The sequence below is a fragment of the Hyphomonas sp. genome, from assembly GCF_018402285.1.
Taxonomy (GTDB): Bacteria; Pseudomonadota; Alphaproteobacteria; order Caulobacterales; family Hyphomonadaceae; genus Hyphomonas.
The window spans coordinates 159,866-175,469 of the sequence record NZ_JAGYJH010000004.1 but is presented as its reverse complement, the minus strand read 5'-3'; the positions used below and the strand labels follow the sequence as shown (position 1 = coordinate 175,469).

Annotated in this window: 13 protein-coding genes; 6 read left to right on the top strand and 7 right to left on the bottom strand. The window is 60.5% G+C overall.

Translation table 11 applies throughout. The features are described 5' to 3' along the window. Positions 1-167: 167 nt before the first annotated feature. The 6 genes from KG722_RS10600 (at position 168) to KG722_RS10580 (ending at position 9,222) form a co-directional block, all read left to right on the top strand. Complete coding sequence (locus KG722_RS10600) at positions 168-3,275, top strand: TonB-dependent receptor (protein ID WP_213271756.1); 3,108 nt, start codon at positions 168-170, stop codon at positions 3,273-3,275. 230 nt (positions 3,276-3,505) lie between these two features. Continuing rightward, entirely contained in the window at positions 3,506-4,714 is a 1,209-nt protein-coding gene (locus tag KG722_RS10595; protein ID WP_300998422.1) for a dipeptidase, read from the top strand. A 2-nt stretch (positions 4,715-4,716) separates the two neighbouring features. Then, on the top strand, positions 4,717-6,075 hold the full coding sequence (locus KG722_RS10590) for a Na+/H+ antiporter NhaC family protein (RefSeq protein WP_213271755.1): 1,359 nt from the start codon (positions 4,717-4,719) through the stop codon (positions 6,073-6,075). A gap of 92 nt (positions 6,076-6,167) precedes the next feature. Further along, positions 6,168-6,911 carry a glucose 1-dehydrogenase gene (locus KG722_RS10585; RefSeq protein ID WP_213271754.1) on the top strand — a complete coding sequence of 248 codons (744 nt, stop codon included), beginning with the start codon at positions 6,168-6,170 and terminating at the stop codon, positions 6,909-6,911. Between the two features lie 171 nt (positions 6,912-7,082). Further along, complete coding sequence (locus KG722_RS15125; RefSeq protein ID WP_300998421.1) at positions 7,083-7,793, top strand: TonB-dependent receptor plug domain-containing protein; 711 nt, start codon at positions 7,083-7,085, stop codon at positions 7,791-7,793. Further along, positions 7,777-9,222 carry a TonB-dependent receptor gene (locus tag KG722_RS10580; RefSeq protein WP_300998420.1) on the top strand — a complete coding sequence of 482 codons (1,446 nt, stop codon included), beginning with the start codon at positions 7,777-7,779 and terminating at the stop codon, positions 9,220-9,222. Before KG722_RS15125 ends, KG722_RS10580 begins: the two co-directional genes overlap by 17 nt. Positions 9,223-9,309: 87 nt before the next feature. On the opposite strand, the gene lpdA is transcribed toward KG722_RS10580, so the two are convergent. The 7 genes from lpdA to KG722_RS10545 all read right to left on the bottom strand — a co-directional run bounded on the left by lpdA (position 9,310) and on the right by KG722_RS10545 (position 15,574). Next, positions 9,310-10,725, bottom strand: coding sequence for a dihydrolipoyl dehydrogenase (gene lpdA, locus KG722_RS10575; protein ID WP_213271753.1), 1,416 nt, complete (start codon positions 10,723-10,725; stop codon positions 9,310-9,312). Beyond that, positions 10,725-11,054 carry a hypothetical protein gene (locus KG722_RS10570; RefSeq protein WP_213271752.1) on the bottom strand — a complete coding sequence of 110 codons (330 nt, stop codon included), beginning with the start codon at positions 11,052-11,054 and terminating at the stop codon, positions 10,725-10,727. The genes lpdA and KG722_RS10570 overlap by 1 nt, the downstream gene beginning before the upstream one ends. Positions 11,055-11,062: 8 nt before the next feature. After that, the gene (locus tag KG722_RS10565; RefSeq protein ID WP_213271751.1) at positions 11,063-12,382 is read right to left on the bottom strand and encodes a pyruvate dehydrogenase complex dihydrolipoamide acetyltransferase; all 1,320 of its coding nucleotides are present in this window, start codon (positions 12,380-12,382) and stop codon (positions 11,063-11,065) included. Beyond that, positions 12,382-13,794 (bottom strand): pyruvate dehydrogenase complex E1 component subunit beta, encoded by a 1,413-nt coding sequence (locus tag KG722_RS10560; RefSeq protein ID WP_213271750.1) that lies wholly within the window; start codon positions 13,792-13,794, stop codon positions 12,382-12,384. Before KG722_RS10560 ends, KG722_RS10565 begins: the two co-directional genes overlap by 1 nt. Beyond that, complete coding sequence (locus KG722_RS10555; RefSeq protein WP_213271749.1) at positions 13,794-14,198, bottom strand: MAPEG family protein; 405 nt, start codon at positions 14,196-14,198, stop codon at positions 13,794-13,796. Before KG722_RS10555 ends, KG722_RS10560 begins: the two co-directional genes overlap by 1 nt. Further along, entirely contained in the window at positions 14,195-15,208 is a 1,014-nt protein-coding gene (gene pdhA, locus KG722_RS10550; RefSeq protein WP_213271748.1) for a pyruvate dehydrogenase (acetyl-transferring) E1 component subunit alpha, read from the bottom strand. The genes KG722_RS10555 and pdhA overlap by 4 nt, the downstream gene beginning before the upstream one ends. 66 nt (positions 15,209-15,274) lie before the next feature. Then, on the bottom strand, positions 15,275-15,574 hold the full coding sequence (locus KG722_RS10545; protein ID WP_213271747.1) for a septum formation initiator family protein: 300 nt from the start codon (positions 15,572-15,574) through the stop codon (positions 15,275-15,277). Positions 15,575-15,604: the final 30 nt, after the last annotated feature.

The window sequence follows — 15,604 nt, the reverse complement described above, 5'->3', positions numbered from 1 at the left end:
TTTGTTGCAATTATAACACAGCCGTAACATTTACCGCGCTTAGCGTGTATCGAAATTGTGTCAGCTGCTTGCTCGCAGATTGGAAGCTGTGCATTCGTTACGCAAAGCTCGGTCGAGTGGCGACAGGGCTGGGGTGACCTATTGGTTTTAGAGGGAGCATTCTACCCATGAAGAATCTACGTTTCTCGCGTAGCAGAATTCTCTGCGGCGCAGCATTGGGGATCATGTCCCTGGCCAGCACTGCGTATGCACAGACAGAGGGTGAAGAAGTTGTAACGACGACTGAAGAACCCGCTGAAGATGAAGCCCGTCAGGAAAAGATTACAGTAACCGGCTCGCTTCTTCGCCGGGACGAGTTCTCGTCGGCTTCGCCGATCCAGGTTATCACAGCTGAAATTGCAACGCTTGAAGGCCTGGTCAACTCTTCGCAGATCCTTCAGGGATCTTCGGTCGCTGCTGGCTCGACCCAGCTCAATGGCCAGTTCACCGGCTTCGTCGTTGATGGCGGCACGGGCGTCGAAACTGTTGATCTTCGCGGCTGTGGCGGCACGCGTTCGCTGATCCTCCTGAACGGCAAACGCCCCGGCCCATCGGGCACGCGCGGCGCTGTTGGCGCATTCGACTTCAACGTGATCCCTGGCTCCATCGTTCAGCGCTATGACGTTCTGAAGGACTCCGGCTCGACGATCTACGGCTCGGACGCTGTCTGCGGCGTGATCAACGTCATCACCCGAACCCAGATCGATCGTCCGGAACTGACAGTCAACTATTCTCAACCCTTCGAGTCCGGCGGTGAGCAGCTGACCGTTTCCGGCGCTTACGGGTTCGACTTCATGGGCGGCTCGATCGCCTTGGCCGCTGAATTCTACGAAGCCAAGGAACTCAATGTTGGCGACAGGTCCTACCTCGATTGCAGCGAAGACCTGGTTTATGACCCGAACACCGGAGTACGCCTTGACCGCGAAAACCGCTCGGTAACGGCGGGCGCAGACTCCCGTGCCTGCAGCAACATCTACTTCAACACGGTCATCGACAATGTAACAGGGCAGCGCCTTATCCCTTCGCCGGATGGCATTACTGGCGGCACGAACCTTGGGGGGGTAATCCCGGGATACCGCCCACGGGTTAACCCGAACTACAGCGCTTCAGGCCCCGCTTATTATGAAGACGTTCTCGTCGATTCCCGCCAGGCGGAAGTCGATGCGATCAATGGCAACCAGCGCGTCAGCCTCTACGGCGTCGCCGACTTCGACCTTGATATCCTCGGCGGTGTAAACTGGCAGACTGAACTGCTTTACAACGAGCGCGAGACGACTGCTGACGGCATCCGTCAGTTCTTTCCGCAGATCCGCGGTCTGGGTACGGCCCTGCCAGCCTCGATCACACGCTACGCACTCAGCCCAACCTATGCAAACCCGCTCAACAGCGTTTTCCAGCCGGTCACAATCTGGAGCAGCGACGCTGGCGTCGACCTGAAATACTACTACGCTGGGACCTCACTTTCGGGTGACTTCAAGGGCCTGGGTCTGAACGATTGGGCTTGGGAACTTGGCGCCAACTATGCTTATTCGGACGGCGATTACAGCCGGAACCAGATCGTTGCCAGCCGTACGGGTGACTGGTCGCAGTTCGGGCCGAACGGCAGCTACGCCCCCCGCCGCGATGCCCAGGGCAATGTCATCCTTGATCGGAACGGATTCGCTCAAGTTACACCGATTGCAGGCTCCGGCGCTGCTCCGACCTATGATGTGACCTCGCCAGAGTTCCTGAGCGGCAATGGCCCTGCATATGATGCTGCTTTTAACGCGCTCAACGAATGGGAGACAGGCAATACGATCTACGACCAGTGGCTCGTTCAGGGCAGCGTTGCTGGTCCGCTCTTCTCATTGCCAGCTGGTGAAGTCCAGGCAGGTCTGGGCTTCGAATACCGGAAGTTCTCGATTGAAGACGTACCCGGCGATCTGACCCGCGGTGAAGTGATCAGCGTCACCGATACCGTCACCGGCACGGCCTACCAGGCCCGCGTGGCGGACATCTGGGGCTCGTCGACTGCCGGCATTACAGCAGGTGAAGACAGCGTCGCCGAAATCTTCGGCGAAATAGAAGTTCCTCTGCTTCGTGGCATGCCGCTCGTCGAGGATCTTTCCTTCAACGCATCGGGGCGTGCTTTCGAGTATGACTCCTTTGGCCAGAACGAGGTCTACAAGCTCGGCATGAACTGGCAGATGACGCCAGCCGTTCGCCTTCGCGGCACGCTAGGTACGTCCTACCGCGCGCCCGCTCTGTTCGAACTCTTCCTCGATTCACAGACCGCTTTCCTTGGCCAGACGGCGATCGACCCTTGCGCCAGCCTTGCTAACGAAACCAACCCGCTGATCATCCAGAACTGTAACGCCATCGGTATCACGGCTGCCTATACCGGTCTTGGTTCCTCTGCGACAATCATTTCTGGGGGGGGCGCAGGCAATCTCGATGCCGAAACATCAGAATCCTCAACGGTTGGCCTCATCTTCACACCGACCTTCGCGCCCTTCTCGGTCGCTCTCGATTATTATGAGATCCAGATCGACGATCAGATCGCCCAGCTTGGTGCAGCAACGATCCTGCAGGGTTGCTACGCGGCGGAGAACTTCCCCAACGAGTTCTGCAACCTCTTTATCCGCGCCCCTAGCGACTCGCCTGGCAACGCCAACAACATTCTGTCGGTTGAGAACTCTTATCTGAACGTCAACCAGCAGACGTTCCGTGGCATTGACCTGACCGCTCGGTACGAGCAGGACTTCAACTTCGGCACGATCCTTACCGAGGCTGACGCTTCCTGGGCACTCGAACGCGAAGTTCAGCTGTTTGCTCCAGGCACGCAGACCGGCTTTGACAATGAGGATGGGAACGGCACCATCGGTCAGCCAAGCATGACCGCCAACTTCCGGACGGTCCTGTCCCGTGGCGACTTCCGCTACACTTGGTTCATGGACTATGTCGGTCGCTCCTCGAACGAGCGGTTCTCTTCAACACCGGGCGCACGGAACACGCCCTACTTTGGCACGCTTGCAAACCGCGACTACAACCTTGAAGCTGTGACCTACCACGGTCTTTCGGTTGAATATCGCGGTGACAACTGGCGCCTCATTGCCGGCGTTCGCAACCTCTTCGACGAAGCGCCGCCAACAGTCTCGACGGGTGGAGCCACCCGCCGCGGAAACACGGCGCTCGTGGCAACCCAGTATGACCTTCGCGGACGGACGGGCTTCCTTACGATCTCGCGTCAGTTCTGATCCGTTTGCGGATTTTGGATCAAAACAAGGGCGGCCTTTCGAGGCCGCCCTTTTCTTTTGGGCCCGCTGGTTGACCCGGCAGGCCGGGACGTGAACATCTGGATCCGGATTGAGTCGCAGACAGGGCTGAAATGATGAAACACATAAGCGCCACACTTGGACTAACCGCGATGCTGGCAGCATGCACTACAACACGTGCAGAGGCGCCACCCGCGTCCGCCGCGCCTGCCATGGAAACCGTTGCAGCAGCGCCGATGGAAGCAGAACTCTCGGCGGTGGAAAAACTGCATCAGGCGTTCATCGTGCTCGACAGCCACCTCGACACCCCTGCCTATTTTCACGATCCGAGCTACACATTCTCCAAGCGCGGCGATTTCGATGTCGATGGCACGCATGTCGACCTGCCGCGCATGAATGAAGGCGGTCTTGATGGCGGCTTCTGGGTAATCTTCACGCCGCAGGGCCCGCTGGACGAGGCCTCTTATCTGGCTGCCCGCAACATGGCCATGCTGCGTCAGATGTCGATCCGGGAGATGGCGGCCAGATACGCCGGCGATGTGGAGCTTGCCTTTTCGACCTCTGATGCTGAGCGGATCGCTGCAGCAGGCAGGAAGATCGTCTTCCAGAGCATGGAGAACGCCTACCCTCTCGGTACGGACATTTCGATGCTCGACACGTTCTATGTCGGCGGACTGCGAATGATTGCGCCGGTTCATTTCCGCAACAGCCAGTTTGCAGACAGCGCAACCGATGTCAGCGAAGCCTATGGCGGCCTTAGCCCGCTGGGTGAAGAGCTTGTCCGCGCGGCCAACCGGCTCGGCCTCATTCTGGATGGATCTCATGCCTCGGATAACGCCGTACGCGATATGATCGCCCTCTCCACCACGCCGCTGATCCTTTCCCATTCCGGGCCCAAGGCAATCTATGACCACCCGCGCAACCTGCCGGATGATCTCCTGATCGCGATTGCCGACGATGGCGGTGTCATCCAGATCAACGCTTATGGCGCCTATCTTGAAGCCCTGCCGGCCAGCCCCGAGCGCCTGGCGGCAATCGCCGAGCTTCAGGCGCAGTATGGCACGGATACCTCGACGATGGACGACGCCACCCGGGAAGCCTACCGCGCGGCATTTGAGGACCTGAACAAGCAGTTCCCGGCGCCGCGCTCGACCTTTGAGAAATTCATGGAGCACCTGCTCTACACGCTCGAGCTCGTCGGGCCTGATCATGTCGGCGTCGGCGCTGACTGGGATGGCGGCGGCGGCGTCGACGGCATGAAGGACATCGCAGATCTTCCCAAAGTAACAGCTGCGCTCGTCGAAGCAGGCTACTCCGAAGAAGACATCTCGAAGATCTGGGGCGGCAACGTCCTGCGCCTGATGTCCGAAGTTGAGACTGCCCGCAGCTCTGATCTTTCCTCGCCACAAGTGCTGAACTGACAATGGAATGGCTGAGCGTCCTTCCGCCTGTGGCCGCGATCATCGTCGCGGTCTGGTCACGGAACGTCTACTGGGCGCTCGGCCTAGCCATCCTCCTGTCAGAAACGCTGCAGGTCAGCTTTAATCCGGCGCTCGGCGCGCTCGGCAGTATTGACCGGGCAACCGGCGTCTTTGCTGATCCCGGCAATACACGGATCCTTCTGTTCTGCCTCATCATCGGCGCCCTGATAGCCTATCTGGAGCGCGCGGGCGCCTTCGCCGCAATGGTCAGCTGGCTGATGAGAAGCGGTCTCGCGTCCGGCCCCAAACGTGCCAGCGGGGTAACAGCTCTTGCCGGTATCATCCTCTTCATCGAAACCAATATCAGCCTTCTGGCGACGGGCCTTCTGGGCAAGCCCCTGTTCGACAAGGTCAGGCTCAGCCGGGCCCGGCTTGCCTACATCATCGATTCCACCTGCGCGCCCGTCAGTGTACTGATCCTTATCAATGGCTGGGGCGCCTTCATCCTCGGCCTGCTGACCGCCAATGATGTCGACGCGCCGCTTGGCGTTCTTGTTGGGTCCATAGGCCTCAACTTTTATGCCTTCCTCACCCTCGTGCTTGTGTTCATGACGGTCGTGACCAACAGGACGTTCGGTCCGATGCGCGCCTTTGATGCCGCGGCTGTCCAGGCCGACTATGTAGATGACAGTCCGCAGCCACAACCGGGCGCGCTCCTGACCTTCATCCTGCCGATGTTGATTCTTGTCGGCGGCGCCATCGGCTTCATGTGGTGGACAGGGAACGGAAACATACTCCAGGGATCAGGCTCCAAGGCCATTCTCTGGTCTGTGATCCTCGCTACCGCGACGGCTTTCCTCCTTGCCGCCCGCAATCGGTCATTGCGCGGCAGCCTGCTCGATACGGGCTTTGACGGCATGGGCAAACTGTTGCCCGCAGTGATCATCATCTTCCTGGCCCTGGCACTGGGTGACAGCCTCAAAGCCCTTGGCACGGGCATTTTTCTCTCCAGCCTCGCCAGCAGCCTGCCTGCCCCCTGGCTGATCCCGGCGGCGCTGTTCCTGACCGCTTCTGTCACCTCCTTCACCACCGGCACCAGCTGGGGAACGTACGGCATTCTGGTTCCGGTCGCCATTCCCCTGGCCGTTGGCGCCGGCATTCCGCTTCCCCTTGTTATAGCCGCTGTCATGGGAGGGGGCGTATTCGGCGATCACTGCTCCCCAATCTCCGACACGACCATCATCGCCTCCCTTGCCTCTGGATGTGATCACCTTGACCATGTGCGCACGCAGTTGCCCTACGCTCTGCTCGCCGGCGGGGCGGCGACAATGCTTTACGTAGCGGCCGGATTGATGGCCTGACGCCTCACCTTGCGGCAGGATGCCCGATTGTCGGTTGATGGGGCTTCGCCCTTGCCCGATGGTCTGATCCAGACAGACACTGGAGGAAATCGATGGCTCGCAACCTGTTTGACCTGACTGGCAAGATCGCCCTCGTAACCGGGGGTAGCCGGGGTCTTGGCTTTGAAATGGTGAAAGCTTTTGCGGAGAATGGCGCCGATGTGATCATCGCCAGTCGCAAGCTGGATGCGTGCGAGGCGGCTGCCGAGCAAGTGCGCACGCTCGGCCGGAAGGCCTTTGCGTTCGCCGCCCATTGCGGACGCTGGGACGACATCGACGCCCTGATCGAGGCCTCCTACGGCCATTTCGGGCGGGTCGATATCCTGGTAAACAATGCCGGTTCCGGCCCGCGAATGGCCAGTCATGAGGTGACCGAAAGCCTTTTCGATTCGGTGCTCAACCTCAACTTCAAGGGCCCGTTCCGGCTCGCCAGCCAGCTGGCCAGGCGCATGGCCGATGGCGAGGGCGGCTCGATCATCAACATCTCGTCCTCGGGAAGCCTGGTGCCTCTGCCCCATGTGGTGCCCTATGGCTCAGCCAAGGCGGCGATCAATGCCATGAGCCTGTCTCTGGCGCATGAATATGCCCCCAAGGTGCGGGTGAACACGATCTGCCCCGGCCCCTTCCTGACCGACATTGCCAAGGCCTGGCCCGAGCAGATGCGCCAATCTGCAGACAACGCCCTGGGCCGCCCCGGATATCCCGAGGAAATCGTCACGGCGGCCCTCTATCTGGCGAGCCCGGCGTCGAGTTTTACGACCGGGTCGCTTCTTCGCGTGGATGGCAGCGCGGCTTGAAAAAGCCCGTCAGATCAGCGCCAGATACATGCAAAAGCCCGCCAATGGCGGGCTTTTTGTCTGCCTGAACGAGGACCAATCCGGCCACTTTCGGATAGTTTAGGCCCTTGCGCGGAGGGCTCCGTATCGATAATGCAATATTATTACATTACTAGAATGAGAGCCTCCCAGATGAAACGTACGCTGCTGCTGACCGCCATTTCCGGTCACCTCCTCACCGGCCTTGCCCTCGCCCAGGATACCGACGCCCCGCGCATCGAAGCGCCCGTCATCGTGACCGCGCCCGGGCCAGAGCGCTCCAGTGACGAGCTCATCGGCAACGCCACGGCCCTTGACCGGTCTGACATCGTCCGACGCCTTTCTGGCACACTGGGCGATACGCTGGCGGGGGAGCCGGGTGTCTCCTCCACCTTCTTCGGCCAGGGCGCGAGCCGCCCTGTGCTGCGCGGCCTCGGCGCCGAGCGGGTGCAGGTGCTGACCAATGGCATTGGCGTCATCGACGTGTCAGCAGCCAGCCCCGACCACCAGGTGAGCGCGGACGGCATCGACGCCGACAAGATCGAGATCCTGCGCGGCCCGGCGGCCCTTGCCTATGGAGGCCAGGCCATCGGCGGCGTGGTGAACGTGATCGACGGCCTCATCGTGGACATGGCGCCCGAAGCCCCCGTCAGCGGCGAAGCCTTTGGGGCCTGGAACAGCGTCAATGAGGGCACCGAGCTTGGTGCCCGGACGAGCTTTGTCGCCGGTCCCCTCGTCTTCTCCCTGTCAGCCTCCCAGCGCGACTTTGGCAACTATGACATTCCCGGCCTCGCCGAGTCCCGCCAGCTGCGCTTCCAGGAAGAACAGGAACATGCCGGAGAGGAGCATGACGCGGAGGCATGAAGAGGAGGAGCATGATCATGAAGAGGCCGGCAATGGCACGCTCGGCAACTCCTCCCTGGACACAAGGACACTGGGCGCGGGCGTGACCTGGGTGGGCGAGCGCGCCTTCGCCGGATTTGCCATCCGCCAGCAAACGTCCGAGTACGGCCTGCCCGGCCATGAACATGCGCATGAACATGCGCATGAAGAAGGCGAAGACGGCGAAGAGGCCGAAGAGGAAGAAGAAAATGCCTTCATCGATTTCGAGCAGACACGCTATGATTTCCGGGGCGGACTGACCTTTGACGGGCCGGTGATCCAGGCGCTCAACGCCACCCTCTCCTATTCCGACTATGCGCACACCGAATTTGAAGCGCCCGGCGAACCGGGCACGGTCTTTTCCTCGGAGGGCATCGAAGGCCGGATCGAGCTGGACCATGCCATCGCAGGCTTTGAAGGCGCAGTGGGCATCCAGTTCCTCGACAAATCTCTGGACGCGGTAGGCGATGAAGCCTTCCTGACTGCGACCGACACCAACTCCATCGCACTTTTCCTCTATGAAACGCGCGAATGGGACAGCGGCTTTGGCATCGAGGGCGGCGCCCGTATAGAGCAGCTGGAGCACGACAATGCCGTGGCCGGACAGGTCGAGTTTGATCTCTTCAGCGCTTCGGCCGGGGTTCACCAGCATTTCGGCGAGGGCTGGTTTGCCGGCGCGCAGCTGGCCTACACCGAGCGGGCGCCGAACGAGAGCGAACTGTTTGCCTTTGGCCCCCACCTCGCCACAAGCCAGTTTGAAGTGGGCGACGCCGGGCTCGGCAAGGAAAAAGGCCTGAATCTGGAAGGCACGCTGCGCTGGCGCTCTGACACGGCCAGCTTCGGCGTCAACCTCTTCCATACGAGCTTCACCGATTTCGTGTTCCTGACGCCCGGTACGATTGAAGAAGACGGCGAACTCATCAGCGAAGAGGACGGGCTGCCGGTGTTCCTGTTCACCCAGGATGAGGCGACCTTCACCGGCGGCGAAATCTATGGCGAATACTATCTGAACAATGGCCCGCTTGCCGCGGACTGGGTTTTCCGCTCCAGCCTCGACTATGTGCGCGCGGAACTCGATGCTGGCGGCGATGTGCCGTTCGTCCCGCCCCTGAGCATCTCGGCAGGCGCAGATGCCGACTGGGGCCTCTTGGAGGCAGGCGCCCAGATCGAATGGGCCGATAACCAGAAATATGTGGGCACCGGACAGCTTGGCACCAGCGACTACACCACGCTCAACCTGCGCGGCGCGCTGAACCTTTCCGAACTCGGCCATGGCAGGGAAGGCACGCAGCTCTTCCTGGAAGTGCGCAATGCCACCGACGAAGAAGTGCGCCTTGCGACATCCGTCCTTCGCGACACCGTGCCTATGCCAGGCCGCAATGTACGCGCGGGGTTACGGTATACGTTCTGATCCAGAAGGGCCTCTCCCGAACCCTCAAACAATAAGCCGCCGAAGCAGAACGCTCCGGCGGCTTCTTTTTAAGCGCACGCTGGCGTGTCAGACGTGGATCACACGGCCCTCGGCATCTAGAACAGCCTCATGCATCGTCTCTGACAGCGTCGGGTGCGGGAAGATCGTGTGGATGAGATCCTGCTCGGTCAGCTCGCCCTGCCGGGCGATGACATAGCCCTGGATCAACTCGGTGACTTCGGCGCCGATCATATGGGCCCCGAGCAACTCGCCGGTCTTCTTGTCAAAGATGGTTTTGACCATTCCATTCTCCGCGCCCAGAGCAATCGCCTTGCCATTGCCGATGAAGGGGAAACGGCCGACCTTGATATCATGCCCCTTGGCCCTGGCGGCGGCTTCGGTGAGGCCCACGCTGGCGACCTGCGGATGGGAATAGGTGCAGCCCGGAACGTTTGACACATCAAAAGGCTCGGCATGGTTTTTACCGTGGATGCCTTCAACGCACATAACGCCTTCATGGCTGGCCTTGTGGGCGAGCCAGGGCGGGCCGGTGAGATCGCCGATGGCATAAAGGCCGGGCACACCCGTGCGCCCGAAGCCATCGACGACGACATGGGTTTTCTCGATTTTCACGCCGAGTGCTTCGAGGCCCAGATTCTCCACATTGCCGACGATGCCAACGGCGAGAATGGCGCGGTCGAACTCCTTGGTTTCCTTCTTGCCGTCCTTCGTGGTGATGTCTGCCGTGAGCGTATCTTTTCCGGGTCTCAGGTTCTCCACCTTGGCGCCGGTGAGGATATTCATGCCCTGCTTTCTGAAATCCTTTTCGGCGAAGGCGGATATTTCGGCGTCTTCCACCGGCAGGATGCGTTCCATCACTTCGGCAACGGTCACGTCCGAGCCGAGCTCGTTATAAAAGCTCGCAAACTCGATGCCGATGGCGCCCGAGCCAATCACGAGGAGACGCTCTGGCATCACATCCGGCGTCATGGCTTCACGGTACGTCCAGACAAGTTTGCCATCTGCCTTGAGCCCCGCCTGCGGAATGTCGCGCGCGCGGGCGCCGGTGGCCAGCATGACATGTTTGGCCGTATATGGCGTATCCTTGCCATCCTTGCCCTTGACGATGACCTTGGGCGCAGGCGCGCCTTTCTCCAGCCGGGCGGTGCCTTCGATCACGTCGATCTTGTTCTTCTTCATGAGGAACTTGACGCCGCCGGAAAGCTGCGCGGCGATACCGCGCGAGCGTTTCACGATGGCTTCGAGATCAAATTCCGGCTTCTCGATTTTCAGACCGAAGGATTTGGCATGCTTGGCCAGATGCAGCACCTCGGCCGAGCGCAGCAGCGCCTTGGTCGGGATGCAGCCCCAGTTGAGACAGATGCCACCGAGGCTTTCGCGCTCCACAATGGCCGTCTTCATGCCAAGCTGGCTCGCGCGGATCGCCGCGACATAGCCGCCTGGGCCGGAACCGATGACGATGAGGTCATATTGGGTGGACATCAGGAATTACCTTTCAGTGCCTTCCACATCGCACGCGCATCATTTGCGCGTTGTTGTGTCGAGAAATAAAGTTCGACCGTGCAGACATATTCAGCTTCACCCTCCGCGACTTCCATGGAAACAGATGAGAGAATTTCAGACGCTCGTGCCGCGCTTTGGCCACTCAGGCTGGATACAAACAAGTCTGCGTCGAATACAGACTGCCGGGCCTCGCATTTGCGATCAATTTCCTGTTCATACGCCAGTGGGCGCATAATCGCTTCAATCTGACCGTCATCATATGTTGGCGCATGCGAACAACCTGCCGCGATCAGAAATCCGAGGATCACAAACCGCCTCACAGCAGCATCGCCTCAGGTGTTTCCACATAGCGCTTGAATGCAGCGAGCCATTTGGCGCCCTCCGCCCCGCCGATGACCCGGTGGTCGCAGGTGAGCGTGACGCTCATGACCGTTCGCGGCACGACATTGCCCTCCTCGTCGACCACCGGGCGCTTCTCGCCGGCGCCGACCGAGAGGATCATGCCTTCGGGCGGGTTGATGATCGAGGCAAAGGATTTGATGCCGAACATGCCGAGGTTCGAGATCGAGAACGTGCCGCCCATGTATTCCTGGGGCTTCAGCTTGCGCTCGCGGGCCCGGGATGCGAGGTCTTTCATCTCTTCGGAGATTTCAGCCAGCCCCTTGGATTCGGCCTTGAAAATCACCGGCGTGATCAGGCCGCCCTCGACCGCGACGGCCACGGAGATGTTGGCGTGCCTGTGATAAGCGATGCCTTTGTCCGTGAACGATGCATTGCAGTCAGGCTCATCGATCAGGGCGAGTGCGGCGGCCTTGATGAGGAGGTCATTAACCGAGACCTTCACGCCTTCACGCGCGGCGTTGTTGATGGCCGCGCGGCTGGTCAGCAGATTATCGAGCGTGATGTCCACGTTCAGCGGGAAATGCGGCACCTGCATGAAGCTCTGCGTCAGGCGCCTGGCGACCGTCCTGCGCATGCCATCGAGCGGCTTGAGCTCGTACGTATCCGGCGCATAGACGCGGTCGTCGAGGATCTGTGGCAGGATGAGGCCATCGGGCGAGGCTGGCGCGGCTGAGCCAGCAGACGCGGCCTGCGCACCCGGCTTGGCGCTTTCCACATCGCGCCTGATGATGCGGCCATGCGGGCCGGAGCCTTTGAGAACCTTGAGGTCGATACCCCTGTTGGCGGCGATACGCTTGGCGAGCGGGGACGCTTTCAGGCGCCCCCCATTATCTGATTTCGCAGGCGCGGCGGTTTGGGCCGGTCCGGGCTTTGCGGCTTCCTTCTTGGGCTCGGTCTTTTTTTCTTCGGCTTTCTTTTCCTCAGCCTTGGGAGCGTCAGCCTTCTTCGGCGCTGCGTCGGCAGACGGCGTCTTTACGGAAGACGCATCCTCGCCCTCCTCGGCGAGCACGGCGATCACGGCATTGACCTTTACGCCTTCGGTGCCCTCGGCAACGAGGATTCTGGCAACCTTGCCTTCATCGACGGCTTCGACTTCCATCGTTGCCTTGTCAGTCTCGATCTCGGCGATGATGTCACCGGACTTGACACTGTCGCCTTCCTTGACGAGCCATTTGGCGAGCGTGCCCTCTTCCATCGTGGGGCTGAGAGCAGGCATGGTGATGTTGATGGACATCAGAATGCTCCTTCACAGACTTTGCGGGCCGCCTCGACAATGTCATCCGCATTCGGAAGACTAAGCGCTTCCAGGTTTGCGGCGTAAGGCAGGGGCACGTCTTTCTGGTGCACGCGGACCGGGGGGGCATCGAGCCAGTCGAAGGCCTCGGCGACGACGGTGGCGGCGATTTCCGCACCGACGCCCATGAATCGCCACCCTTCCTCGCAGCAGACGAGACGGTTCGTTTTCTTCACGCTCTCGATAACGGTGTCTGTATCGAGCGGGCGCAGGGTGCGCAGGTCGATCACTTCCGCGCTGATGCCCTCTTCGGCGAGGCGCTCAGCGGCCTGCAGGGCAAAGCCGACCATGCGGGAATGAGCCACGAGGGTGACATCTGTACCCTCACGTTTCACCGCGGCCTTGCCGATGGGGACGATATAGTCGTCGACATCCGGCACCGGGAAGGACTGGCCATAGAGCAGTTCATGCTCAAGGAAGACGACCGGGTTGGGATCGCGGATGGCCGCTTTCAGGAGACCCTTGGCATCGGCCGCGTCATAGGGCGCTATGACTTTCAGGCCGGGGATCTGGGCGTACCAGGCCGAATAGTCCTGGCTGTGCTGGGCGCCAACGCGGCTGGCAGCGCCGTTGGGGCCGCGGAACACGATGGGGCAGCCCATCTGGCCGCCGGACATGTAGAGCGTCTTGGCGGCGGAGTTGATGATCTGGTCGATCGCCTGCATGGCGAAGTTGAAGGTCATGAACTCGACAATGGGGCGCAGGCCTGCAAAGGCGGCGCCAACGCCAAGGCCGGCAAAACCATGCTCCGTGATCGGCGTATCCACGACGCGGCGATCTCCGAATTCCTGCAGCAGCTCGCGAGTGACCTTGTAGGCGCCCTGATACTGCGCCACTTCTTCGCCCATGACGAAGACGCGCTCATCCTTGCGCATCTCTTCGGCCATTGCGTCGCGCAGCGCGTCACGCACGGTGGTGTCGGTGAAGGTCGTGCCTTCCGGCAGAGAAGGGTCTTTCACAACGGCGGCGCGGGGCTGTTCGGGCGTTTTCGGCTTTGGGTCCTCCTGCTCCGGAACGGCCTGCTTTGCTTCTTTCACGCTGTCCGCGTCAGATACGGCCCCGGCCTTGTCTGCCTTTGGCCTGGAGGGCGCCGCTTTCGTGACATCCTCCCCGTCAGCAGCGAGCACCGCGATGACGGCGTTGACCTTAACATTCTCTGTGCCCTCGGGCACGACGATCTTTGCGAGGACGCCTTCATCCACCGCTTCGACTTCCATCGTGGCCTTGTCGGTTTCGATTTCGGCGATCACGTCGCCGGACCTGATGGCATCGCCCTCTTTCTTAAGCCATTTGGAGAGCGTGCCCTCTTCCATGGTTGGCGACAGCGCAGGCATAAGGATGTCTACGGACATTAATTAGCTCCGGAAAACGGAAGAACCTGAAGGAAAATCATGACGAGGCCCGCCGCGCCAACACCAAAGGCCAGCGAGCGCAGGACAGGCACGCCAAACCAGTAGAGCGGCGCAAAAACGAGACGAGCGAAAAAGAAGATGGCGCAGCCAAGCGCCGTCCATTCATTGTCGCGACCAGTTGCCTCCACGATCAGGACGAGCGGCACAAACAGGCACATCGCTTCGATCATGTTGGCCGTTGCGCGTTTTGCCCGGCCAAACGCCGGGCCCGCTGGAGGAAGGCCGTCCCTCGGACCCAGAAGATCCTTGATCGGGTACTGACGATTTCCGGTTACGACTTCGCCGAGAATGTAAACGAGGAAGAGCGCCACCGTGGCAGATAACCAGGAAAGCTCGACACTCATCCTACAGCCTCTTCGATGAGAACATCCGTCCACAGCTCGCTCGCGTCCGGCTCCGGGCTCTCCAGGGAGAAGTCGGCTGCCTCTTTCACGATGGCCTTGATCTCGTTGTCGATCTTTTTCAGATCGTCTTCGGTCGCATGGCCAAGCTCGATGATCTGGCTTTTCAGGCCCTCGATCGGATCATGGTGCGAGCGGATGTCATCGACCTCTTCCCGCTTGCGATACTTCGCGGGGTCCGACATCGAATGGCCGCGATAACGGTAGGTCTTCATCTCGAGGATGTAGGGACCCTTGCCGCTGCGCGCATGCTTGACGGCCTTTTCGCCGGCTTCACGCACCGCAAGTACATCCATGCCATCAACTTCCTCGCCCTCGATCTCGAAAGAGATGCCGCGCTTGTAAAGCTCGGTCTCGGAGGCATGGCGCTCAACGCTCGTGCCCATCGCGTACATGTTGTTCTCGATCACGTAGACGACCGGCAGCTTCCAGAGGGACGCCATGTTGAACGCCTCGTAGACCTGGCCCTGGTTGGCAGCGCCATCGCCAAAATAGGCAAGGCTGACATTGTCGTTGCCGCGATACTTGTTGGCGAAGGCAAGGCCTGTGCCCAGCGGCACCTGCGCGCCGACGATGCCGTGGCCGCCATAGAAGTTCTTCTCTTTCGAGAACATGTGCATGGAGCCGCCCTTGCCACGGGACAGGCCGCCGATGCGACCGGTCAGCTCCGCCATCACGCCGTTGGGGTCCATGCCACAGGCCAGCATATGGCCGTGGTCGCGGTAACCGGTGATGACCTGGTCTCCCTCTTTCAGGCAGGCCTGCATGCCGGTGACGACCGCTTCCTGCCCGATATAGAGGTGGCAGAAGCCTGCGATCTTGCCCATGCCGTAAAGCTGGCCAGCCTTCTCCTCGAAACGCCGGATCAGCAGCATCTCGCGGTAGAAGGCAAGCATTTCTGCCTTGGTCGCTTTTATGGGTGCCTTTTTTGCACTCTTGGGTTTTGTTGCCATGACGATGTGCCTCCCGGAGGCCCTTATGACGCTGCATTTTTGCAACGACAAGTCAGAGCAACGTTGTCAATTTGCAGAGCTGCGTTCAGGTGTGAGGAGAACAATTTCTCCCGGATAGACGAATGCGAGCTTATCACGGGCCAGTGCCTCGACATAATCGGGGTCGACCGAGCCAGGGGTCAGCCGCCGGATATCGATCCGCAGGAGCTCGATTTCTTTTTGCAATTCAACGAGTTCAGTCTTGCGGGTTTCCAGTTCAATCTGGGCATCCGTCCAACGGCCGAGCCCCTTCTCCCCCGCAAAAGCGTGGAAGGCAAAGTAGAGCACAAGAAGACTGAGCCCGAGGGCCTGGAGCCGTGAAACCATGATCCGACACATACAGGCGCGTAGTAACCA

Excerpts from the sequence above, each read along its gene's own strand:
- KG722_RS10560 (WP_213271750.1), bottom strand. The coding sequence starts at position 13,794 with ATGTCCGTAGACATCCTTATGCCTGCGCTGTCGCCAACCATGGAAGAG.
- KG722_RS10585 (WP_213271754.1), top strand. The coding sequence starts at position 6,168 with ATGGCTCGCAACCTGTTTGACCTGACTGGCAAGATCGCCCTCGTAACC.
- KG722_RS10565 (WP_213271751.1), bottom strand. The coding sequence starts at position 12,382 with ATGTCCATCAACATCACCATGCCTGCTCTCAGCCCCACGATGGAAGAG.
- KG722_RS10595 (WP_300998422.1), top strand. The coding sequence starts at position 3,506 with ATGGAAACCGTTGCAGCAGCGCCGATGGAAGCAGAACTCTCGGCGGTG.
- KG722_RS10555 (WP_213271749.1), bottom strand. The coding sequence starts at position 14,198 with ATGAGTGTCGAGCTTTCCTGGTTATCTGCCACGGTGGCGCTCTTCCTC.
- lpdA (WP_213271753.1), bottom strand. The coding sequence starts at position 10,725 with ATGTCCACCCAATATGACCTCATCGTCATCGGTTCCGGCCCAGGCGGC.
- pdhA (WP_213271748.1), bottom strand. The coding sequence starts at position 15,208 with ATGGCAACAAAACCCAAGAGTGCAAAAAAGGCACCCATAAAAGCGACC.
- KG722_RS10580 (WP_300998420.1), top strand. The coding sequence starts at position 7,777 with ATGACGCGGAGGCATGAAGAGGAGGAGCATGATCATGAAGAGGCCGGC.
- KG722_RS10590 (WP_213271755.1), top strand. The coding sequence starts at position 4,717 with ATGGAATGGCTGAGCGTCCTTCCGCCTGTGGCCGCGATCATCGTCGCG.
- KG722_RS15125 (WP_300998421.1), top strand. The coding sequence starts at position 7,083 with ATGAAACGTACGCTGCTGCTGACCGCCATTTCCGGTCACCTCCTCACC.
- KG722_RS10600 (WP_213271756.1), top strand. The coding sequence starts at position 168 with ATGAAGAATCTACGTTTCTCGCGTAGCAGAATTCTCTGCGGCGCAGCA.
- KG722_RS10545 (WP_213271747.1), bottom strand. The coding sequence starts at position 15,574 with ATGGTTTCACGGCTCCAGGCCCTCGGGCTCAGTCTTCTTGTGCTCTAC.